Source organism: Stenotrophomonas rhizophila, from assembly GCF_007667275.1.
GTDB classification, from domain to species: domain Bacteria; phylum Pseudomonadota; class Gammaproteobacteria; order Xanthomonadales; family Xanthomonadaceae; genus Stenotrophomonas; species Stenotrophomonas maltophilia_AE.
The window spans coordinates 17,484-38,070 of sequence record NZ_VDQT01000001.1 but is presented as its reverse complement, the minus strand read 5'-3'; the positions used below and the strand labels follow the sequence as shown (position 1 = coordinate 38,070).

Genomic DNA, 20,587 nt, shown 5'->3' with positions numbered 1-20,587 from the left:
TGACACGCCGTAGAGCCGGGCTCTGCCCGGCTCCGCCCATCAATACACCGGCAGCGAAATGAAACTGGCCTGCCCCGGTGCATGCCACACCTGCTGGGTCGCCTTCTGGTAATCACCCGGCTTGGCCAGGTAGATGTTGGGCACGAAGGTCTGCGGGTTGCGGTCGTACAGCGGGAACAGGCTGGACTGGACCTGCACCATCACACGGTGACCGGGCTGGAAGACGTGGTTGGCGGTGGGCAGGCCGAATCTGTAGTCGAGCACCTGGTTGGCGGTGATCGCCTTCGGTTCGCTGAAGCTTTCGCGGTAGCGGCCGCGGAAGATCGCCATCGACACCGCCAGTTCGTAGCCGCCCATTTCCGGGGTGGACGGTACTTGGTCGGGATATACGTCGATCAGCTTCACCACCCAGTCGCTGTCGCTGCCGCTGGTGGCCGCCTGCAGGTTGACCTGCGGCGCGCCACCGATCCGCAGCGGCGCGGTGAGCGGCTCGCTGATGAAGGTGAGCACGTCGGGGCGGCCATCGACGAAGCGCTGGTCCTTGACCAGCCAGCTGGTCCACATGTCGCGGTCGGCGAAGCGCACCGGACGCGGCGCGAACGGGACCGGCTTGGCGGGGTCGGATACGTAGGCTTCGTACGTGGCCTCCCCCGCCTGCGGCGCCTCGAACGAGAGCTTGCCGCCGGCGCGCAGGTACAGCGGCCGGGTCTGGGCAGCGGTTCGCGGCCACTGCTGCAGTCTGTCCCAGTGGTTTTCGCCGGTGTTGTAGATCAAGACCGGCGGGGTATCGGCCTTGGCCGCGCCATCGACGAGGTACTGGTCGAAGAACGGCTTGAGCACGTCACGACGGAACTGCAGTGCGGTATCGCCATCGAACTTCAGGGCGCCCAGGCTGCTGCCGTCGTAGTTGACCTGGCTGTGCCGCCACGGGCCCATGACCAGATAGTTGAGCGTATTGCCGGTGTCACGCGGCTCCATCGCGGCGTAGCTGTGCACCGCGCCCCACATGTCCTCCTGGTCCCACAGGCCCTGCAGCCACATGGTGGGCACCTTGAGCGGGGTGCTGGCCATGCGCTTGTCCAGCGCCTGTTCCTGCCAGAACGCGTCGTAGGCCGGGTGCTCGACCAGCTTGTGCCACCACGGCAGCTGTTCCAGGCCATTGGCCTTGGCATAGTCACCGGCCGAACCGGCACGCAGGAAGGTGGTGTAGTCGTCGTAGCCCTGGCTGGGAATGGCCGGGCCCTTGCCGCGCTTGGCCAGCTGGCCGGTGAAGTAGCCGAAGTTGACCTGGCGGAAGGCGCCGTAGTTGAGCCAGTCATCGCCCATCCAGCCATCGATCATCGGGCTCTGCGGGGCGGCCACCTTGAGTGCGGGGTGCGGGTTGGTCAGCGCCATGACCACGGTGAAGCCTTCGTACGAAGAGCCGAGCATGCCCACCTTGCCGTTGCTTTCGGGCACATGCTTGACCAGCCAGTCGATGGTGTCCCACGCATCGGTGGCATGGTCCACCTTGGTGGCGTTGAGCGGGCCGCGCAGCGGCCGGGTCATCACGTAATCGCCTTCTGAACCGTACTTGCCGCGGATATCCTGGAACACGCGGATATAGCCGGCATCGACGAACACTTCATCGCCCTGCGGAAGGATGTCGCGCATGTGCGGCGAATCCATGCGCTTGGCACGGTTGGCGGCATCGTACGGCGTGCGGGTCAGCAGCATGGGCGCGTTGCGTGCACCCTTGGGCACCACGATCACCGTATACAGCTTCGTCCCATCGCGCATGGGAACCATCACTTCGCGCTTGTCGTAGTCATACCCCGCAGTGGGGGTGACGAAGCCCTTGGCCGGAATATCCGGCGTCATCGGCGCGGTCTGCGCCGAAACGCTGGCAGCGACCATCAGGCTCAGCAACAGCACAGGCACGACACGAACACGCATGGCTCTCTCCGGGAAGGTGATGGCAGGCAACTCCCGCAGCCTAGCGCTGTTTCCTGCTACCCGATATGTGCCTTTGGTTGGCCGCCAACGGCCTTCTACAGCAAAGCCTTCAGAGCCAAAGCCCTGATCTGCGGACGTCCCTGGCTTGGGCCGGCGGGCATGGGGGTACGGGGGGCGCCGTGAATCCTTCCATGAAAGCGGCGGGTACCTATCGTTGGCGATCACCGCGATGCGCGGTAGGGTCGGTTCCCAAACGACCGCCGACATCGCCGCCCAGCGCGGTAACGCATGAACCCAACCGAAGAACGCCGTTGCCGTTGCCGTTGCCGTTGCGTTTGATTTCCTTTGACCACCTACCAATTGTCAAAGGGTCGGCGGGGGTGGGTTTGCGGGGGCATGAGCCGCATGGGTCGGGCGTATACGCCCGACGGGTTGGGCAGGAGCCCAACCCCGGTCTTGCCGCGTGCGCAGGACAGCGCACGCGCGCAAGCGGCGACTGAGCTTACATGGACGTACTTGCAGCGTCCCCCGCGGACCCGCCCCCGCCGGCCCAAACCAGAGAAACCCGCAGACAGGCGCTCTGGCTCTGGCTCTGGCTTTACTTCACCACACCACCGCTCAACACCATCGGCGAGGTCTGCAGCGGCTCGTTGGCCGCCCGCGAAAGCTGCAGTTCGTACCGACCTTCGGCGATCTTCCACTGCTTGTCGGCCGTATCGAAGCTGGCCATCGCCTTCGGTTCGGCCTCGATCCGGATCCGGCGCGACTCGCCCGGCTGCAGCATCACCTTCTGGAACCCGATCAGGCGGATCGGCGTGGCGCTGCCTTCCGGCAGCTTGAGGTACAGCTGCGCCACGTCCGCCCCGGCCACCTTGCCCGTGTTGCGCACGTCCACCGTCGCCACCAGGCGTTGGCCCATCGCCGTGTAGGTCAGGTTGTCGTACTGGAAGCTCGTGTACGACAGACCGTGGCCGAACGCGAACTGCGGGGTCAGCCCCTTGGCCGCGAACCACTTGTAGCCCACGTTCGCGCCTTCGATGTTGTAATCGATGGTGTCATCCGGCTTCTGCTTCGGATTGAAGCCCAGCCCGTTCACGTGCGGGCGCGGCAACTGCGACACGTCCACCGGCCAGGTCACCGGCAGGCGACCGGACGGATTGACCTTGCCGGTCAGCAGCGCCGCGATCGCCTCACCGCCGCGGATGCCCGGGTACCACGCCTGCAGGATCGCCGGCACCTGCTGCAGCCACGGCAGCTCCACCGGCCCGTTGGTTTCCAGCACCACCACCGTCTTCGGATTGGCCTTGGCCACCCCCGCGATCAACGCATCCTGGTTGTCCGGCAGCTGCATGTGCGGCAGATCCACCGACTCGGCCGACCACTGCGTCGCGAACACGATCGCCACGTCCGCCGCCGCCGCAGCGCGCGCCGCCGCCGCCACGTCGCGCCCGTCCACGTACTCGATGTTCGCATCCGGGCGCTCCGCACGCAGCGCCTGCAACGGCGACGACGGATGGAAGATCACCGGGCCCGGCCACGTCGTCGGCAGCACGCCCGGCACCGCATTGGTGCCCCGCGCAGTGAACCCCACGTGCGACGAACCACCGCCACCGATCACGCCCTTGTCCGCGTGCCCGCCGATGATCACGATGCGCTGCACGTCCCTGCCCAGCGGCAGCAGAGCGCTTTCATTGCGCAGCAGCACGCTGCCCTCTTCCACCGTGCGCTGCGCAGCGTCGAAACCGGCCGCGACGTCGATCGGCACGTGCTGTGGCGGCAGGTCGAAGTTGCCATGCGCGAACATCGTGCGCAGGATCCGCGCCACCATGTCGTCCAGGCGCGCCTGCGGCACCACCCCGCCGGCCACCGCCAGGCGCAGCGGCTGGTCGAAGTACACCGCCTTGTCGAACACCTCACCGGCCGACTGCTGGTCCAGGCCAGCCAGCGCCGCCTTCGAACCGCTGTGCACGCCGCCCCAGTCCGACATCACGAAACCCGGGAACTTCCACTCCTGCTTGAGCACCTGGTTCATCAGGTAATCGTGTTCGCAGCCGTAGGTGCCATTGATCCTGTTGTACGAACACATCACCGACCCCGGCTTGCCTTCGTCCAGCGCAATCTCGAACGCCAGCAGGTCCGACTCGCGCATCGCCTGCTCGCCGATCTCGGCACTGTGGAAGTTGCGCGAGGTTTCCATGTCGTTGAGCGCGAAATGCTTCATGGTCGAAATCACGTGCTGGCTCTGCACGCCCCGGATCGACTCACCGACCAGGCGCCCGGCCAGCAGCGGGTCTTCACCGGCATACTCGAAATTGCGGCCGTTGCGCGGATCGCGCTGCAGGTTGACGCTGCCCGCCAGCAGGATGTTGAAGCGCTGCTGCCAGGCCTCGCGGCCCATCGTGGCGCCGCCGGTGAACGCGATCTGCGGGTTCCAGGTCGACGCCGTGGACGGCCCCGACGGCATCGCCGTGGCGATATCGCCCTTGCGGATCCCGCCCGGGTTGGTCACGCCCACGCCGGCATCGGCCGACTGCTGGGCCGGAATGCCCAGCCGCGGCACGCCCGGCACGAAGCCGGCCGAGCCCACCGCGCCTTCCGGCAACGGCCCGCCGTCCTTGCCCAGCCCGAAATAGCTGTGCAGCATCTGGAATTTCTCATCCACCGTCATGCGCGCCACCAGCAGCTTCGCGCGGGCATCGGCACCCAGCCCGGTGTCCATCCACGGCGTATCGCCCCCGACCGGTGCGGTGTACCCCAGCGTCACCCGCTGGCCGGTAATGCTCAGCGTGTCATCCAGGCGCAGCTTGACCGGCGTCGACGCCGCCGCCTCGAAGCCAACGCTGTAGCCATCGCTCTTGCCGATCGCAGCGAATCCGGCGCCGGTCGCGGTCTGCGCATCGCTGCCCAGCAGCACCGCCGGCGCACCCAGGCGCGAGCCGTCCACCAGCGCCTTGACCGGCGCCGCATCGGCCGCGCCACGGGCACGGGTATACAGCGCCACCACGTGGCGGCCATCGTTGAGCCGCAGGTAGTTCAGGCCCGGCGCCTCCACGCCCGATTCGGCTTCCACCGGCAGCCGCGACAACACCACGCTGCCGCGCTGTTCAGCAGCAGCCGGATCGGCGCTGACGAAACGGTAGGTGTAGCCCAGCTGGTCGGCCAACGCCGCCAGCGGATCCGGCGCCAGCGCGGTGTCCATCGTGTCGGCCGCACGGACCACGTTGTCGATGGTCAGCACGTCCACGTCCAGCGCCTGCAGCTGCGCGGCCACCGCAGAGGCATCCAGGTGCGCAGGCGCCTGTTCCAGGCGCAGCACGGTGAAGGCCTCGGCAGCGACGGCCGGCGCCGCCGAAGCAACGGCGGCAAGCGACACGGCAATGGCGGCCGTCAGGGCCAGCGGCTTTGTAATCGTTTTCATAAGCGGGCGAAACACCTTTTGCTGACGCAGAAAATCCAGGGAGTCTTGCCGCAGAAGGGTGCAGCGCCGTAGTGGCAGACACCGGGCCCACTGGCCCGGTCTCGGGAACTACACGGGTACGCCGGCCACGATCAGGCCCCTCCGCCTGTCGCTACAGCCACCGCATCCGCTGGATGCCGTCTCCGGCACCCATCCGGTCAAGGGTCGTCCACCGCGTTCATCCGTGTCAACAGCCGGTTCATTTCAAGGTGACCAGGGCCCCGTGTAGAGCCGGGCTCTGCCCGGCTGCTCTCCAAGGGAAAATTCATTAGCAATTTTGCTAATTGGCGCTAGCATGTCGGTCTCACCCCTTGACACGCTCTCCGCCCATCCTCGCCTTCATGTTCAGGTTCATCGCCCATCCCTGCCTGCTTTCGCCCTCCCGGGAGGTGCCCTGATGGGCGCGGTTCGGGCACTGGAACAGCTGCTGGAAAGCCGCCAGGTCTGGCGCGGGCAGCCGCGCGGTGCGGTTGCAGAGACCCCGGCCCACCCCACCGGGCACCCGGCGCTGGACGCCCGCCTGCCCGGCGGCGGCTGGCCGCCGTCGGCGTTGTCCGAAGTGCTGCTGTCCGCGCCCGGCCAGGGCGAACTGGCGCTGGTCTGGCCAACCCTGGCCCGGCTCAGCCAGCAACAGCAGACCGTGGTGCTGGTGGCGCCGCCGCACCTGCCGCACGCGCCCGGCTGGGCCGGTGCCGGGCTGGCCCTGGGCCAGCTGCAGGTGGTGCATGCCAGTCCGCGCGAGGCCTTGTGGGCGGCTGAACAATGCCTGCGCTCGGCCGCGTGTGCGGCGGTACTGTGCTGGCCCGGGCATGCCGACGACCGCACCCTGCGCCGGTTGCAGGTCGCGGCCGAAACCGGGCAGTGCCTGGGTTTTGCCTTCCGCGACAGCCGGCTGGCGCGCAACCCCTCCCCGGCCCCGTTGCGGCTGCAGCTGGAGGCCGGCCAGGTACGGGTCCTCAAGTGCCGTGGCGGCCAGGCACCGGCGCAGCCGCTGCCGCTGGCCGTGGCCCATTGAGGCGCCGCCATGCAGTGGGCCTGCCTGTTGCTGCCTCAACTGGCGCTGGACGCCGCCCTGCGCCAGCAGCCCGATCCGCGCGCGCCGCTGGTGCTGGTGACCGGCCCGGCGCAGCGCCGGGTACTGCATGCGGTCAGCCCCGCGGCGCGCCAGCTCGGCCTGCGCCGCGGCATGCTGCTGTCGGCCGCGCAGGTGCTCACCCGCGACATGCTCACGGTGGAGTACGACCCACGCGGCGAGCAGGACACCCGGCAGCTGCTGGCCAGCTGGCTGTACGGCATCAGCTCGCAGGTGAGCCTGGCCTTCCCGCATGCGCTGGCGCTGGAGATCGGCGCCAGCCGCGCCCTGTTCGGCGACTGGCCGGCGATTGAACAACGCCTGCGCGAGGGCCTGGAGGAGCTGGGTTTCCGCCACCGCCTGGTGGCCGCGCCGAACCCGCATGCCGCCTGGGTACTGACCAGCGTGCACGCGCGGCTGGGGGTGGACGCCGGCACGCTGGAACCGGCACTGGCGCAGCTTCCGATCGAACGCAGCGGCCTGCCCGCTGACGCGGTCACGGTACTGGCGCGCTCCGGCCTGCGCACCCTGGGCGCCGCCTTCGCCCTGCCCCGCGACAGCCTGGCGCGGCGGTTCCCGGCCCAGGTGCTGGCCCACCTGGATGCGCTGCGCGGTATCGGCGCGCTGGCACCGCTGCAGTACTTCCGGCCGCCGGACCGGTTCGATGCGCGGATCGAGTTCGACTATGAGATCGACTCCACCCAGGCCCTGCTGTTCCCGCTGCGCCGCCTTACCGCCGACCTCGCCGCCTTCCTGTGTTCGCGTGATGGCGGCGCGCAGCAGTTCGACCTGTGGTTCGAACACGAACGGCACCCGGATACGCGGCTGAGCATCGGCCTGCTCGCGCCCGAACGCGACGCGGCCATGCTGTTCGAACTGGCGCGCAACCGCGTCGACCACCTGCGCCTGCCCGCCGGCAGCCGCGGCCTGCGCCTGCAGGCCGAACACCTGCCCCCGTTCGTCCCCGCCGCGCGCGACCTGTTCGACCCGCGCCCGCAGCAGGCCATGCCCTGGGAACAGCTGCGCGAACGCCTGCGCGCGCGGCTGGGCGACGACGCCGTGCAGGGCGTGGCACTGCGCGCCGAACACCGCCCCGAACGCGCCACCGGCACCACCGCCCAGGCCGCCAAGGGGCCGCCGCCGGTATTGCCCCTGCGCCCCGGCTGGCTGCTGGCCACCCCGCAGCCCCTGTACGACCCGGACCTGCGCATCCTGTCCGGACCGGAACGGATCGAATCGGGCTGGTGGGACGAAGACGATGTGCGCCGCGACTATTACGTGGTGGAAACCGCGCTGGGCCAGCGTGGCTGGGCCTATACCGCCGCCGGCGCGCGGCATGGACCGTTCATGCTGCACGGCTGGTTCGCATGACCAGCGCCCTGCCCGACTACGCCGAACTGCATTGCCTGTCGGCCTTCAGTTTCCAGCGCGGCGCCTCGATCGCCGACGAACTGTTCGCGCGGGCGAAAGAACAGGGCTACCGCGCCCTGGCGATCACCGATGAATGTTCACTGGCCGGCATCGTGCGCGCCTGGCAGGCGGCGAAGAAGCACCAGCTGGCACTGATCATCGGCGCCGAATTCCAGATCGAAAACGGCCCCAAGGTCGTGCTGCTGTGCACCGACCTGGCCGCCTATGCCGGGCTGTGCCAGCTGATCACCACCTGCCGCCGGCGCGCCGCCAAGGGCCAGTACCGCTGCCTGCGTGGAGACTTCGATGCCCTGCCCGAGGGACTGCTGTGCCTGTGGGCCGACCGCGCGCCCGCCGCCACCGATGCCGCCTGGCTGCAGGCGCGGTTTCCGCACCGGCTGTGGCTGGCGCTGGAGCTGCACCGCGAAGCGGACGATGTGCAGCGGCTGGAAGCCGCGCTGGAATTCGGTTACGAACACGACGTGCCGGTGGTCGCCAGCGGCGACGTGCACATGCACGTGCGCCGCCGCCGTGCGTTGCAGGACACGCTTACCGCGATCCGCCGGCACTGCACCATCGCCGACGCCGGCTGGCATCTGTTCCCCAATGGCGAACGCCACCTGCGCACCCGCCAGGTGCTGGCCGCGCTGTACCCGCCGGAGCTGCTGGAGGAAACCCTGCGCGTGGCCGAACGCTGCCGGTTCGACCTGGCGCAGCTGCAGTACACCTACCCGCGCGAACTGGTGCCCGACGGCCATGACCCGGCCAGCTGGCTGCGCGCGCTGGTGGAAGAAGGCATGCGCTGGCGCTGGCCCGGGGGTGCCACCGACTCGCAGCGCCGGCAGATCGAGCACGAACTGCGCCTGATCCACCTCAAGCAGTACGAGTCGTACTTCCTCACCGTGCACGACATCGTGCGCTTCGCCCGCAGCCAGCAGATCCTGTGCCAAGGGCGGGGCTCGGCGGCCAATTCGTCGGTGTGCTTCGTGCTGGGGGTGACCGAAATCGACCCCAGCCACATGGAACTGCTGTTCGAGCGTTTCATTTCCGAAGAGCGCGACGAACCGCCGGACATCGACATCGATTTCGAACACGAACGGCGCGAGGAAGTGCTGCAGTACGTATTCAACCGCTACGGCCGCGAACGCGCCGCGCTCACCGCCGTGGCGATCAGCTACCGCGGCCGCAGCGCGGTGCGCGACGTCGCCCGCGTGCTGGGCCTGCCGCCGGACCAGGTCAACGAACTGGCCGCCTGCCTGGACCGCTGGAGCAGCCACGAACCGCTGCCCGATGCGCTGCGCGAACGCGGTTTCGACCCGGACACCCCGCTGATGCGGCGGGTGGTGGCGCTGACCGCCGAACTGGTGGATTTCCCGCGCCACCTGTCCCAGCACCCCGGCGGCTTCGTGATTTCCGAACATCCACTGTCGACAATGGTGCCAGTGGAGAACGCGGCCATGGCCGAGCGCACCGTGATCCAGTGGGACAAGGACGACCTGGATGCCACCGGGCTGATGAAGGTGGACTGCCTGGCCCTGGGCATGCTCACCGCCGTGCGCAAATGCCTGGCGATGCTGTACGAGCAGGGGGTGCGCGGCGCCGACGGGCAGCCGTTGAGCATGGCCCGCCTGCCCGCCGGCGATGGCCCCACCTACGACATGATCTGCCGCGCCGACACGCTGGGCGTGTTCCAGATCGAATCGCGCGCGCAGATGGCCATGCTGCCGCGCATGCAGCCACGCTGCTTCTACGACCTGGTGATCGAAGTGGCGATCGTGCGTCCCGGGCCGATCCAGGGCGACATGGTCCACCCCTACCTCAACCGCCGCAAACGCCTCAAGGACGAAGGCATCGAAGAGATCGACTACCCGCCGGAACTGGAGAAGGTGTTCAAACGCACCCTGGGCGTGCCGCTGTTCCAGGAACAGGTGATGCAGCTGGCCGTTGCCGCGGCCGGCTTCAGCCCCGGCGAAGCCGACGCCCTGCGGCGTTCGATGGCCGCCTGGAAGCGCCACGGTGGCCTGGAACCGCATCGCGACAAACTGCTCGCCGGCATGGCCGCGCGTGGCTACAGCCGCGACTACGGCGAGCGCCTGTTCGAGCAGATCAAGGGCTTCGGCAGCTATGGCTTCCCGGAAAGCCACGCCGCCAGCTTCGCGCTGATCACCTATGTGAGCTGCTGGCTGAAGTGCCACCACCCGTCCGCGTTCGCCGCCAGCCTGGTCAACAGCCAGCCGCTGGGCTTCTACACCCCGGACCAGATCCTGCAGGATGCGCGTCGCCACGGGGTGCCGGTGCTGCCGGTGGACGTGCGCCACAGCGCGTGGAACTGCACCCTGGTGCCGGCCACGCAGGCGGGCGCCCTGCCCGGCATCCGGCTGGGCCTGCGCATGGTCGATGGCTTCAGCGAAGACGTGGCCGACGCGCTGGTGCAGGCCCGCACCCGGCATGCCTTCGACAGCGTGGCCGACCTCAGCCAGCGTGCACGCCTGGACCGCCGCCACCAGGGCCTGCTGGCAGACGCCGGTGCGCTCAAGGGCCTGAGCGGGCATCGCCATCGCGCGCGCTGGGATGTGTCCGGCGTGGAAAAACCGCTGCCGCTGTTCGAGGCGGTGCGTGCCACGGCCGAAGCGGACGTGGCGTTGCCCGCACCCAGCGCCTTCGAGGACATGCAGGCGGACTACAACAGCACCGGCACCACCCTGGGCCAGCACATGGTGTCGTTCATCCGCGCCGACCTGCAGGCGCGGCGCTGCCAGCGCTCCGACCAGCTGGCGCAGTTGCCGCATGGGCGCAGCGTGCGTTTTGCCGGGCTGGTGCGCATGCGCCAGCGCCCGCAGACCGCCAGCGGGGTCACCTTCCTGACCCTGGAAGACGAGTGCGGCATGGTCAACGCGGTGGTCTGGCGCAGGACCGCCGACCGCCAGCACCGCGTGCTGGTGGAAGCCCGGCTGATGCAGATCGATGGCCGGCTGGAGCGCGTCGACGGCGTGCAGCACCTGATCGTGCAGCGCATGCACAACCTGGACACGCTGATCGACGGCGTGCGCACCCACAGCCGCGACTTCCATTGAGGCGCTGCCGTCCCGTGCTGCGGTTGCCGGGCAGAGCCCGGCAGCGGTGCGGCGCCCTCTGTTGGTAGAGCGGGGCTCTGCCCCGCTGCTTTGTGACCGGATTCACGACGAGCACAGATACAGATTTCCCTGACTGGTGTCGCAAACACCCCTTCGGCTATCGTCGCAGCCATCCAAGGATCCGGAACCGGCCATGTCGCGCGCACTTACCCTCACCACCCTGGCCGTGTCCAGCCTGGCCCTGCTGGTCTCCGGCTACACCGCCGTGCGGCTGCATCAGAGCCAGTCCGACCAGCGCGTCATCACCGCGCGCGGCCTGGTCATCCAGGACAGCAGCGGCCAGGCGCGGGTGATAGTGGGTGCGCCACTGCCCGACCCGCTCAGCAAGGGCGTGCCGCAGGGCCCGCGTGCGTCGCCGTTGTCCGGCCTGGTCCTGCTGGGCGCCGACGGTTCCCAGCGCGGCAGCTACGGCACCGCCGACGTGGGCGACGAAGCCTCGCTCACCCTGGACGACGCCAAGGGCACCACCGAGGTGTTCAAGATCACCGCCAACCCCGACCGCGGCGCCACCCTGGTGATCAAGCACCAGAACAGCACCGGCGCCATGCTGACCTCATGGCAGGGCAAGCCGGAGCTGATTTTCCTCAACGACAACGGGCAGTCGCATTACATCCGCCCGGGAACCGCTGCCGCGCCCTGATGCTGCCGCCCGACCAACGGTCGGGCGCTACCCGCCCTTGAACCCCAACGGTCGGGCGCCACCCGCCCTTGAACCCCGCCGGGCGGCGGCCCCGCATCCCGGACAATGACCTCAGCGGTAGCGCCCGACCGTTGGTCGGGCGGCGGCGCAACGCGCCGGGCAGTTATGCGCCATGCGAAAATGGGCCTTCGCCTGTTGCTGGTTTCCGCCCATGTCCATCGCCGCTCCCGCCTGGCCCCAGGCCAGCACCGTCGAAGATTTCCGCCACAACCTGGCCGCGGTGCATGCGCGCATCGCCGCCGCATGCGCGCGCGCCGGACGCGATCCGGGCAGCGTGCGCCTGCTGCCGGTCAGCAAAACCGTCGACGAAGCGCGACTACGCCTGGCCGTGGCCGCCGGCTGCGACACCCTGGGCGAAAACAAGGTGCAGGAAGCCAAGCGCAAGGCCGACGCGATGGCCGACCTCGGCATCCGCTGGTCGGTGATCGGCCACCTGCAGACCAACAAAGCCCGCGATGTAGCGCGCTTCGCCAGCGAGTTCCAGGCGCTGGACAGCCTGCGCGTCGCCCAGGCACTCGACCAGCGGCTGGCGCAGGAAGGCCGCACGCTCGAAGTGTTCGTGCAGGTCAATACCTCCGGCGAAGCCAGCAAGTACGGGCTGGACCCGATCGCGGTGCCCGACTTCGTCCAGCAGCTGCCCGCGTTCACCCAGCTGCGCGTGCGCGGCCTGATGACGCTGGCGCTGTTTTCCGCCGACCCCGAACAGGTCCGCCCCTGCTTCGTGCGCCTGCGCGAACTGCGCGACCGCCTGCGCCCGACGCTGCCGGCCGGGATCGCGCTCGATGAACTGTCGATGGGCATGTCCGGGGATTTCGAGATCGCCATCGAAGAAGGCGCCACCGTGGTGCGGGTGGGCCAGGCGATTTTTGGCGCGCGGAGTACGCCTGACAGCCAGTATTGGCCGGGGGGCGCTGGCTGATCGGGCACCGCGCAGCCACGCAGGGCGTGGCTCTACGAAAGGGTGGCCATGTGGGTGGCGTGTTCGCGTGCCTGCGCGTGCAACCACTCACGGAACGCCAGGAAGCCGCGGTGCGTGGACGAGCGCGACGGGTACACCAGCCAATGCGACCAGCGCGTCTTCAACCGATGCGGCGACAAGGCGATCAACTGCCCTGAATCCAGCAGCAGCCGCGCCCGCGTCACCCGTCCCAGCGCCACCCCGAAGCCATCCAGCGCCGCGCGATGGTGCGACTCGGAATCGTTGAACATCGCCACGTAACGCGACGGCGCAGCGTCGCCCACCAGCGCCAGCCAACGGTTCCATTCGCCATCCGGATCGCCCAGCAGCGGCCACTGCGACAACGGGCATGCATCCACCCCGCCCATCCGCTCCACCAGCGCCGGGCTGGCCATCGGCACCAGCCACTCGTCGAACAGCGGTTCGGCATGCAGGCCTGGCCACTGCCCCGCCCCCACCCGCAGCGCCGCGTCGAACTGCAATTGCCGCTCGAAATCGATCAGGCGCTCGCTGGATTCCAGGTTGAATTCAATCTCCGGGTGCGCGGCCATGAACGAGCCCAGCTTGGGTACCAGCCAGTTCGACGCCATCGACGGCAATGCGCTGACCGACAGCACCCGGTCGTGGCGCGCCGCGAACGGCTGCAACGCCTGCGCGATCGCATCCAGGTGTGGGCCCACCTGTTCCAGCAGGCGCTGGCCCTCCGGCGTCGGCTTGACCCCGCGCGGCTGCCGCTGCAGCAGCGCATAGCCCAACCGCTCCTCGAGCTGGCGCATCTGGTGGCTGAGCGCGCTGACCGTGAGATTCAATGCGTCGGCCGCGCGGGTCAGGTTTCCCAGGCGCGCTGCGGTGACGAAATTCTGCAGGGGCTGAAGCGGCATCCGGGACATGGCGACTTGAATCCAGCTCAAGGAAAGCTTGCGAAATGCTCGCTTTTACGCCCTGCATCCTGCGCCTATCGTCAATTCCTCTCAAGTGGAGGACGCACATGAACATCTACAGCGGCTTGTTGTTCCTGCACGGGCATATCGCCGACGCAGGGCTGGCCCGGCAGTTGGTCGACGCCGGGGATGCAGAGGACGCGGCCCGCACCACCGGCCCGCGCGAACGCGGGCAGGCGGCCGAGGATGACCGGCCCGGCGCGGCTGGGATCTGCCACGCAGGGCGTGGCACTACGTCAGGGTTGCGGGGGTGATGCGGGGAGGATCCGCGGGCGGCCGTCGTACCACTCGCGGGCGCCTTTGAGGTGCCAGCTGCGCTGTTCGCCGTCCAGCTCGATGCCGGCACCGAACACGCCCCAGCGCACGTACAGGTCGCCGCGCTTCCCGGCCTTGGCCATGTCCAGCCGCGCACGCAGCGACAGCCGGTCGTTCTCGGCCTTCAGATCGTCCAGCGCCAGGTGATCGCGGCGCCAGCGCAGTTGCCCGGTCGCCTGCACCTCGCCCGAATCGAGCAGTCCCAGCACCCAGCGCGGGTAGTCGCTGCGCTGGGCGAACACCCCCAGCACCGGGCCCGCGTCGCGCAGGCGCAGGTCGGCCTGGGCGGTGACTTCGTACGGCGCGGCGGCATCGATATGCCCACTGCGCAGCGCCACTTCACCCCACCAGTTCGCATCGCCCGCGCCATCGACCTGGATATTGCGCAGGGTCACGGTACTTCCACCGAGGTCGAACTGGCGGTTGTCCAGGTCGGCCCGCTGCAGCCGCGCCTGTACCTGCGCATCGCCGCTCAGCGCCATGCCGGCCACCTGCATGCGGGCGCCTCGGCCACGCAGGTCGGCGCGGCCCTGCCCAACCCGGCCGGAGGTATCGAGTTCGACATCGCCGCTGAGCAGGCCGGTGCCGCCCAGCAGGCGCACGTTGTTGCCGCCCACATAGCGGTTGTAGGCGGTCAGGTCCGGCACGCGCGCATCGCGGAAGCGCAGACGCGCGCGCATGCCATCGCGCAGCTGCTGCAGGCGCGCGTCGCCGCGCAGGGTCAGCGCCATCGCCTTGCCATCGAACAGCACGGTCTTCGGCGCATCGACCGGCGCGGCGCGGAACTGCGGAATGGCCACCTGCAGTTCGGCCTGCGGTGGCGCGTCCTCCACGATGCGGCCCACTGCACTGGCCTCGCCCTGCATGCGCACCCCGGCCACCTCGGACACCGCCACCACCTTCGGCACGTCCACGCGACTGCCGGGTGCCAGCGCGCCGTCCACGATCTTCAGATCGCCCTGGAGCAGGCCACCGCCATCCAGCCGGAACCACGGCTTGCGCACGAACAGGTCGGCGATCCAGTTCAACGAATCGAAGCGCCACGCACCCTTCACCTGCCCGGACAGGCGTGGCAGCAGTTCCGCCGGCGCCTCGAACGGAATCCGTCGCCCGCTCACGCGCAGGTCGGCATCCAGCTCGCTGCCGGTGTCCGGATCACGCGGCAGCCGCGCCTGTATGCGGATGTCCTGGGCCACGTCCAGCTGCAGCGACAGCAGCCCCCGGTCCGGCGCATGCACGCCGGCGTGCACCGGTACCCGCCACACCAGCCGGCTGCCGGGCTGCAGCAGGCCCCGGTCCATGGTCAGCGTCGCGTTGAGCCGTGCTTCGGCCGGCATGCTGCCCACCTTGACGTGCGGGCCGGAGGTGTCGATGTTGATCGCCTGGCTGCGTCCGTCCATCTGCAGTTCGGCGAAGGTGATGCCCAGCTTGCGCAGGCCGGGCGCCTCATCGCGGTAATGCCGCGGGTAGTGGAAGCGCGACGCGATATGCGCCTCATCCAGCAGCGTCATCCCGTCATAGCTGATCGTGGCCTGCTCGAAGCCGGCGGTGGAATCGAAAAGTTCCGACGGACCGCCCTTGGTCTGCTTCTGGAAGCCCACGGTGCCGTGGCCCTGGCCGACGATCAGCAGCTTGCCGAAGCGCCCGCTGCGGATGCTGTCGCTGTGGATCGCATCCAGCCGGATGTTCCAGCCACGATCGCCGCGCGGTGGCGGCGGAATCGCCTTTTCCACGCGCTCGATCTCCGATTCGACCCCGGTCGCGTCGATGCTCGGGATGCGCACCTCGCGCTTGAACAGGTGCACCAGCGAAATCCACGCACTGGCCCGGTCCGCGCGGAAAATGTAGACGGTGTGGTTGGCCTGGCCACGGATGCGGATGTTCCAGACGAACGCATGCCCGGGCATCAGGGTCAATGACGGCCCGGTCTCCAAGGTGAACTTTTCAGGCTTGCGATTGGTGACCGCATCGAACAGCGGCGTGTTGAGGAACACATTGCCCGCCAGCAGGTACAACGCGTACAGGGCCAGCAGCGAGAACAACGCCACGCGCCATGGCCGCGGCCAGCGCCGGACGCGCTCGGGAATCAAGGGCATGGAAATCTGCGAGGTAACGGAATGACACCGCCACTATCGACAACCGCGCGCCGGAGCCGCGTGAAGACGCACTCCCGCCACGCTCAACCGACGCGTCGTTCCGGGTCCCACGCCATCGGCTGCCACAGCTCCAGCTTGTTGCCATCGGGATCGAGGATCCAGGCGAACGAACCGTTCTCGTGCGTTTCCGGCCCGCTGACAATGGTCACATCGGCCTCACGCAGGTTTGCCAGCAACCCGTCCAGATCATCCACACGGTAATTGATCATGAAGGGCGCATCGCTTGGACTGAACCAGTTACTGTCCGTGTCGGCCAAGGCCCACACCGTCAGGCCGCCGTCGTTGGCCTTGTCGTCCGGCCAGCGCAGCACCGCGCCGCCGAAGTCCTCCAGCGCCATGCCCAGGTGCTGCCGATACCACTCGGCCAGCGCGGCACGGTCGCCACGGCTCTTGAAGAACACGCCACCGATTCCGGTCACCCTTGCCATCGCCGTCTCCCGAGGTCCGTGCTGATCCTATGCCCTCGGTGGCGCAAAAGAAATCGGCAGGCCGCTGCGCTGGCCTGCCGTGGTCACCTCACCCGGGCAGCTTGGCAACGACCTTGAATTCCACATCGAAGCCGCTGAGCCAGGTCACGCCCACCGCGGTCAGCGCCGGATGCGGTGCCTCGCCCCAGTATTCCAGCGCCACCGGCCACACCTGCTCCAGGATCCGGTCCGGGTCGATCATGAAAACGGTCACGTCGACCACGTCATCGAACGTGCAGCCGGCTTCGGCGAGCACCGCGTTGAGGTTCTCGAACAGCCTGCGCACCTGCGGCTCCAGGCCTGGCTCCGGCGATCCGTCCTCGCGGCTGCCGACCTGGCCGGACACGAACAGCAGGCCATTGGCGCGCACCGCCGGCGAGTACCGGTACTTCGCATACAGGTCCTGCCGGCCCGGGGGGAACACGACGTCACGGGTTGCCATAGTTGTCTCCTTGGGGCCGAGGGCCCTTTGTGGGTAGACCACCAAGGTAGGCGCTGCCCGATCGCGGATAAACAACCCACCTTGACCATCACTGTTTGTAGAATCCAAACAATCCCGCTTCCGGAACTCCCCATGGACCGCTTCGATGCCATGCAGGCCTTCGCCCGTGTCGTGGAAACCGGCAGCTTCACCAAGGCCGCGCACACCCTGCACATGAGCCGCACCACCGTGACCCAGCTGGTACAGCAGCTGGAGGCGCGGCTGCGCGTGCGCCTGCTCAACCGGACCACCCGGCAGGTCAACGTCACCGCCGATGGCGCCGCCTACTACGAGCACGTCGCACGGCTGCTGGCCAGCCTGGACGATGCCGAGACCAGCCTGTCCAGTTTCGCCGCCAATCCGCGTGGCCGCCTGCGCGTGGATGTGCCTGCGCCACTGGCGCGCTTCCTGCTGGTCCCCGCCCTTCCCGGGTTCCATGCCCGCTACCCCGACATCCAGCTCGACCTCGGGGTCAGCGACCGCAACGTCGACCTGATCGATGAGAACGTGGACTGCGTGATCCGCGGCGGCGAACTTACGGACCCCTCGCTGGTGGCGCGGCGCATCGGCGACCTGCAGGCCGGGCTCTACGCCGCGCCCGCCTACCTCGATGGGGTGGGCATGCCGGATCATCCGCAGGCGCTGGAAGCTGAGCCGCATCGCATCGTCGGCTACCGGGGCTCACGCAGGGCCGGCGTCATGCCTTACACCCTGCAGCGCGGCGACGACACAACCACCGTGCACGGCCGGTACGTACTGGCGGTGGACGACGGCAACGCCTACCTTGCCGCCGGCGTTGCCGGCCTGGGCGTGCTCTGGCTGCCGGAGTATGTGGCCGCCGCGCATGCCGAACGCGGCGAACTGGTGCGCGTCCTCACCGACTGGACGGTGGACCCGATGCCACTCCACATCGCCTTCCGCCCCAACCGCCACGTCAGCGCCAAGCTGCGTGTGTTTGTCGACTGGGTCGCGGCGCTGATGGCCGTGCACGTGCCTGTAACCACGCGCCCTTGATCGCCATAGGGGGAGGCAGCCGATTATCTCCGCACATGACAGGTATTAACTCCGGCCGCAAGTGCAGCAGGTTTTCCGACCACCCACTGGCGTGGTCGATTCTGCTCGGTTAATCTCGCCCGGTCCCGGAACTTTCCGGAACGGATCCTGGGGGAGGATCGACCCGTCGCGGGGGCGGCAGGTTCTGCATGGCCATGCGTGGCGGACTCTCCCGGGCCAACATTATCCAGGGGGATATCTGATGAAGCGTTTGGCTTTCCGTCGTTGGTGCATGGGTATTGTCGTCGCTGCCGCGCTGAGTGGCTGCGCCAGCCTGCCACCACAGCAGTCCTATAACCGCGATGCCACCCCGCCGATCAAGACCATCGTGGTCCTGCCGGCCCAGCCCTATCAGGTCGACGTGCTGATGATGAACCACCCCGGCGCCAGCATCGGCGGCCTGGTGGGCGGCATCGTGGTCGCTACCGACATGGCCAACAAGCGCGGCAAGCTGCAGGCGGCATTCGCCTCCGCGCAGTTCGACCCCGGCGTGTACTTCAAGCAGAGCCTGACCCAGCGCATGGGCGAGCGCGGTTAGACCCTGATCTGGCCGGCTGCCCTGGTCGACGGCCCCAATGCGAAAACCCAGCGCGGCAGCTTCGGGCTCCGCAAGCAGTACGCCAGCACCACGCAGGCCGATGCCCAGCTCGACCTCAACATGGACTTCGTCGGGTACGCCGCCGCCGGTGCGGGCGACAACGCGCCGTACCGTCCGACCCTGAAGGTCGCCGCGCGCCTGGTCAGCCGCGATGGCAAGCAGAACTACTTCACCGACGTGGTGGCCTACAACAACGTGCAGAACCAGGCCAAGGTGATCACCCTGGAACCGGAACCGCGGCGCTTTGCCTATGCCGATTTCGACGAACTGGAAGCGGCCGGCGTCGATACCGTGGAGGGCATCAAGCTCGCCATCGACCGCACCAGCGACGCCCTGGTCCAGCAGCTGTGAAGCCAGGCGCCCGCGTCGCGCTGCTGGCCTGCGTCGTCGCGGCGCTGCCCGCCTGCGGCCACCAGGTCTACCGCGCATCGGTCCCGGACATCCAGTCCGGTTGCGTGGGTGGGCTGGCCGAACTGGCCAGCCATCCCCTCACCTATCTGACGCCGAAAGAGAAGGCCCGCACCCGCCGCCTCGAGTTTGCCGAGGTGGCGGCCTGCGTGACCCTCGACGGGGCGGCGATGCCGGTGGCGCTGTACCGGTTGGATGGGCTGCAGGGCGAGACCGAGATCGACATCCGTGTCTCGCTTTCCGAGGGCGGCACCTTCGCTGCCAGCGCCGAGCTGCTCGATGCCGGCTTCCATCCCGTGAAGCAGCACCCCTTCACCGCGTTCGTCCGCCGCAGCAACGAATACTCGTTGAGCGTGTTCATCGATCGCGCCCGTCCCGGCGCACCTGCCTACCTGCTGCTGCGCCCAGACCCGACCCAGGTAGGCAAGGACGACAGGACGATCACCTCGCAGTCCACCGCCCTGTACGGTCCAGGCGGCGCCTCGATCTACTTCGGCAAGGAAGTCACCCGCCTGCGCCCGCTGCTGGCGGCCGGCCAGCTGCAGGTGGTTCCTTACCCGGTGCAGCGTGCCGGGTTCGAAGCAAACGGCAACGCACGCGAGTGAAGGGTGGCGGTGGAGCTGCCTTTGTTCTTCGTCGGTTATTGCTGGCCGGCAACGGCCAGCAACACGAAGACGACCAGCGAGGCGACACTCGCCAGCAGCAGCACCCACTGTATATCGCGCAGTCGTAGCAGGCCCGAATCCAGCGTATCGTGATGGGTGCGGAGCAGCAGGAAGCGCGTGTAGTCGCTGTTGCCCCAATGGGCTCCGCCCGGCCCGAACGTCCGCGGTTCGCCAAACGCCTCGAACAGCAGCGGATGGTCCCGGCGCATCCGCTGCAGCATCAGCACATTGAACGGCAGGCACAGCAGGATCAGCCCGAACGGCAGCATCATCACTACGTTGATCAGTTCTTTCATGGTCCGTCCCAAAGCGCCACGCGCGCCATTCCCTGATGACGCCGTGCTTATCCTAGCGGACCGGGGTGACGATGGGTGCCGCTCCGGGCATACGGTCTCCGGATGGGGCAGCCACGCAGGGCGTAGCTCTACGGGGGGGTGATCACCAGGGTGTCGCCCTTGCAGGTGTTGACGTCGCGGTACAGGGCTCTGCGTCCGTTGCGGAACTGCAGGCGCAGGTCGAAGCGGCAGCCGGTGTCGCCCAGGCGTACCGTCGTGCTGCCGCCGCCACCGTCGATGGCATCGATCGGTCGTTGCTCGAACGCATCGCTGCCTGCGGCGGCCACCTCCAGGGTGGTGATGCTGTCGTGGGCACGGTTGAGCAGGGTGAGATAGCGCGGCGCGGCGGCGTGCGTGGCGCTGGCGCTGGCGAGCAGCAGGCTGGACAGGACGGCAAGGCGGACAGGGAACATGGCGGCGTCTCCGGCGGTTGGGGTTCGCTGCCATCAGGCCGTGCCCGGGCACGCGCCCGCCACCGATCCGGGACCAATCGTCGTCCCGG

At 68.5% G+C, this 20,587-nt stretch carries 18 protein-coding genes; 10 read left to right on the top strand and 8 right to left on the bottom strand.

What is annotated here, in order from left to right:
- Nucleotides 1–39 precede the first annotated feature (39 nt).
- Together FSZ13_RS00165 and FSZ13_RS00160 are read right to left on the bottom strand one after the other, a co-directional pair.
- Nucleotides 40–1,935 carry a CocE/NonD family hydrolase gene (locus FSZ13_RS00165; protein WP_145477432.1) on the bottom strand — a complete coding sequence of 632 codons (1,896 nt, stop codon included), beginning with the start codon at nt 1,933–1,935 and terminating at the stop codon, nt 40–42.
- A gap of 598 nt (nt 1,936–2,533) precedes the next feature.
- Complete coding sequence (locus tag FSZ13_RS00160) at nt 2,534–5,353, bottom strand: beta-glucosidase family protein (RefSeq protein WP_145477431.1); 2,820 nt, start codon at nt 5,351–5,353, stop codon at nt 2,534–2,536.
- A gap of 436 nt (nt 5,354–5,789) precedes the next feature.
- Between FSZ13_RS00160 and imuA the strand changes: the two genes are divergently transcribed.
- The 5 genes from imuA (at nt 5,790) to FSZ13_RS00135 (ending at nt 12,627) form a co-directional block, all read left to right on the top strand.
- Nucleotides 5,790–6,407, top strand: coding sequence for a translesion DNA synthesis-associated protein ImuA (imuA, locus tag FSZ13_RS00155; RefSeq protein WP_145477430.1), 618 nt, complete (start codon nt 5,790–5,792; stop codon nt 6,405–6,407).
- Between the two features lie 9 nt (nt 6,408–6,416).
- Nucleotides 6,417–7,835 (top strand): Y-family DNA polymerase, encoded by a 1,419-nt coding sequence (locus FSZ13_RS00150; protein WP_145477429.1) that lies wholly within the window; start codon nt 6,417–6,419, stop codon nt 7,833–7,835.
- On the top strand, nt 7,832–10,948 hold the full coding sequence (locus tag FSZ13_RS00145; protein WP_145477428.1) for an error-prone DNA polymerase: 3,117 nt from the start codon (nt 7,832–7,834) through the stop codon (nt 10,946–10,948). Before FSZ13_RS00150 ends, FSZ13_RS00145 begins: the two co-directional genes overlap by 4 nt.
- A gap of 193 nt (nt 10,949–11,141) precedes the next feature.
- On the top strand, nt 11,142–11,648 hold the full coding sequence (locus FSZ13_RS00140; protein ID WP_145477427.1) for a hypothetical protein: 507 nt from the start codon (nt 11,142–11,144) through the stop codon (nt 11,646–11,648).
- A gap of 211 nt (nt 11,649–11,859) precedes the next feature.
- Nucleotides 11,860–12,627 carry a YggS family pyridoxal phosphate-dependent enzyme gene (locus tag FSZ13_RS00135; RefSeq protein WP_145477426.1) on the top strand — a complete coding sequence of 256 codons (768 nt, stop codon included), beginning with the start codon at nt 11,860–11,862 and terminating at the stop codon, nt 12,625–12,627.
- A gap of 32 nt (nt 12,628–12,659) precedes the next feature.
- On the opposite strand, the gene FSZ13_RS00130 is transcribed toward FSZ13_RS00135, so the two are convergent.
- On the bottom strand, nt 12,660–13,556 hold the full coding sequence (locus FSZ13_RS00130) for a LysR substrate-binding domain-containing protein (RefSeq protein ID WP_145477425.1): 897 nt from the start codon (nt 13,554–13,556) through the stop codon (nt 12,660–12,662).
- A gap of 98 nt (nt 13,557–13,654) precedes the next feature.
- Here FSZ13_RS00130 and FSZ13_RS00125 point away from each other — a divergent pair, with 98 nt between their 5' ends.
- Entirely contained in the window at nt 13,655–13,861 is a 207-nt protein-coding gene (locus tag FSZ13_RS00125; protein ID WP_145477424.1) for a hypothetical protein, read from the top strand.
- Here the strand turns inward: FSZ13_RS00125 and FSZ13_RS00120 are convergent.
- The 3 genes from FSZ13_RS00120 to FSZ13_RS00110 all read right to left on the bottom strand — a co-directional run bounded on the left by FSZ13_RS00120 (nt 13,844) and on the right by FSZ13_RS00110 (nt 16,987).
- On the bottom strand, nt 13,844–16,018 hold the full coding sequence (locus FSZ13_RS00120; protein ID WP_145477423.1) for a hypothetical protein: 2,175 nt from the start codon (nt 16,016–16,018) through the stop codon (nt 13,844–13,846). The genes FSZ13_RS00125 and FSZ13_RS00120 overlap by 18 nt on opposite strands.
- An 83-nt stretch (nt 16,019–16,101) precedes the next feature.
- Nucleotides 16,102–16,506: a VOC family protein gene (locus FSZ13_RS00115; RefSeq protein WP_145477422.1), complete on the bottom strand. Its 405-nt coding sequence runs from the start codon at nt 16,504–16,506 to the stop codon at nt 16,102–16,104.
- Nucleotides 16,507–16,594: 88 nt separating this feature from the next.
- The gene (locus tag FSZ13_RS00110) at nt 16,595–16,987 is read right to left on the bottom strand and encodes a RidA family protein (protein WP_145477421.1); all 393 of its coding nucleotides are present in this window, start codon (nt 16,985–16,987) and stop codon (nt 16,595–16,597) included.
- A 132-nt stretch (nt 16,988–17,119) separates the two neighbouring features.
- On the opposite strand from FSZ13_RS00110, the gene FSZ13_RS00105 reads away from it, so the two are divergent.
- The 4 genes from FSZ13_RS00105 to FSZ13_RS00090 all read left to right on the top strand — a co-directional run bounded on the left by FSZ13_RS00105 (nt 17,120) and on the right by FSZ13_RS00090 (nt 19,690).
- Entirely contained in the window at nt 17,120–18,040 is a 921-nt protein-coding gene (locus tag FSZ13_RS00105) for a LysR family transcriptional regulator (protein WP_145477420.1), read from the top strand.
- Nucleotides 18,041–18,311: 271 nt separating this feature from the next.
- Nucleotides 18,312–18,617 carry a hypothetical protein gene (locus FSZ13_RS00100; RefSeq protein WP_145477419.1) on the top strand — a complete coding sequence of 102 codons (306 nt, stop codon included), beginning with the start codon at nt 18,312–18,314 and terminating at the stop codon, nt 18,615–18,617.
- A 120-nt stretch (nt 18,618–18,737) separates the two neighbouring features.
- The gene (locus tag FSZ13_RS00095; protein WP_145477418.1) at nt 18,738–19,028 is read left to right on the top strand and encodes a hypothetical protein; all 291 of its coding nucleotides are present in this window, start codon (nt 18,738–18,740) and stop codon (nt 19,026–19,028) included.
- Nucleotides 19,025–19,690, top strand: coding sequence for a hypothetical protein (locus FSZ13_RS00090; RefSeq protein ID WP_145477417.1), 666 nt, complete (start codon nt 19,025–19,027; stop codon nt 19,688–19,690). The genes FSZ13_RS00095 and FSZ13_RS00090 overlap by 4 nt, the downstream gene beginning before the upstream one ends.
- 35 nt (nt 19,691–19,725) lie before the next feature.
- On the opposite strand, the gene FSZ13_RS00085 is transcribed toward FSZ13_RS00090, so the two are convergent.
- Entirely contained in the window at nt 19,726–20,046 is a 321-nt protein-coding gene (locus tag FSZ13_RS00085) for a hypothetical protein (protein WP_145477416.1), read from the bottom strand.
- A 128-nt stretch (nt 20,047–20,174) separates the two neighbouring features.
- Nucleotides 20,175–20,498 (bottom strand): hypothetical protein, encoded by a 324-nt coding sequence (locus FSZ13_RS00080; RefSeq protein WP_145477415.1) that lies wholly within the window; start codon nt 20,496–20,498, stop codon nt 20,175–20,177.
- Nucleotides 20,499–20,587 lie beyond the last annotated feature (89 nt).

Bases quoted from the DNA above. Each gene is read 5' to 3' on its own strand.
- FSZ13_RS00165 (WP_145477432.1), bottom strand. From the start codon at position 1,935: ATGCGTGTTCGTGTCGTGCCTGTGCTGTTGCTGAGCCTGATGGTCGCT.
- FSZ13_RS00160 (WP_145477431.1), bottom strand. From the start codon at position 5,353: ATGAAAACGATTACAAAGCCGCTGGCCCTGACGGCCGCCATTGCCGTG.
- imuA (WP_145477430.1), top strand. From the start codon at position 5,790: ATGGGCGCGGTTCGGGCACTGGAACAGCTGCTGGAAAGCCGCCAGGTC.
- FSZ13_RS00150 (WP_145477429.1), top strand. From the start codon at position 6,417: ATGCAGTGGGCCTGCCTGTTGCTGCCTCAACTGGCGCTGGACGCCGCC.
- FSZ13_RS00145 (WP_145477428.1), top strand. From the start codon at position 7,832: ATGACCAGCGCCCTGCCCGACTACGCCGAACTGCATTGCCTGTCGGCC.
- FSZ13_RS00140 (WP_145477427.1), top strand. From the start codon at position 11,142: ATGTCGCGCGCACTTACCCTCACCACCCTGGCCGTGTCCAGCCTGGCC.
- FSZ13_RS00135 (WP_145477426.1), top strand. From the start codon at position 11,860: ATGTCCATCGCCGCTCCCGCCTGGCCCCAGGCCAGCACCGTCGAAGAT.
- FSZ13_RS00130 (WP_145477425.1), bottom strand. From the start codon at position 13,556: ATGTCCCGGATGCCGCTTCAGCCCCTGCAGAATTTCGTCACCGCAGCG.
- FSZ13_RS00125 (WP_145477424.1), top strand. From the start codon at position 13,655: ATGAACATCTACAGCGGCTTGTTGTTCCTGCACGGGCATATCGCCGAC.
- FSZ13_RS00120 (WP_145477423.1), bottom strand. From the start codon at position 16,018: ATGCCCTTGATTCCCGAGCGCGTCCGGCGCTGGCCGCGGCCATGGCGC.
- FSZ13_RS00115 (WP_145477422.1), bottom strand. From the start codon at position 16,506: ATGGCAAGGGTGACCGGAATCGGTGGCGTGTTCTTCAAGAGCCGTGGC.
- FSZ13_RS00110 (WP_145477421.1), bottom strand. From the start codon at position 16,987: ATGGCAACCCGTGACGTCGTGTTCCCCCCGGGCCGGCAGGACCTGTAT.
- FSZ13_RS00105 (WP_145477420.1), top strand. From the start codon at position 17,120: ATGGACCGCTTCGATGCCATGCAGGCCTTCGCCCGTGTCGTGGAAACC.
- FSZ13_RS00100 (WP_145477419.1), top strand. From the start codon at position 18,312: ATGGGTATTGTCGTCGCTGCCGCGCTGAGTGGCTGCGCCAGCCTGCCA.
- FSZ13_RS00095 (WP_145477418.1), top strand. From the start codon at position 18,738: ATGGACTTCGTCGGGTACGCCGCCGCCGGTGCGGGCGACAACGCGCCG.
- FSZ13_RS00085 (WP_145477416.1), bottom strand. From the start codon at position 20,046: ATGAAAGAACTGATCAACGTAGTGATGATGCTGCCGTTCGGGCTGATC.
- FSZ13_RS00080 (WP_145477415.1), bottom strand. From the start codon at position 20,498: ATGTTCCCTGTCCGCCTTGCCGTCCTGTCCAGCCTGCTGCTCGCCAGC.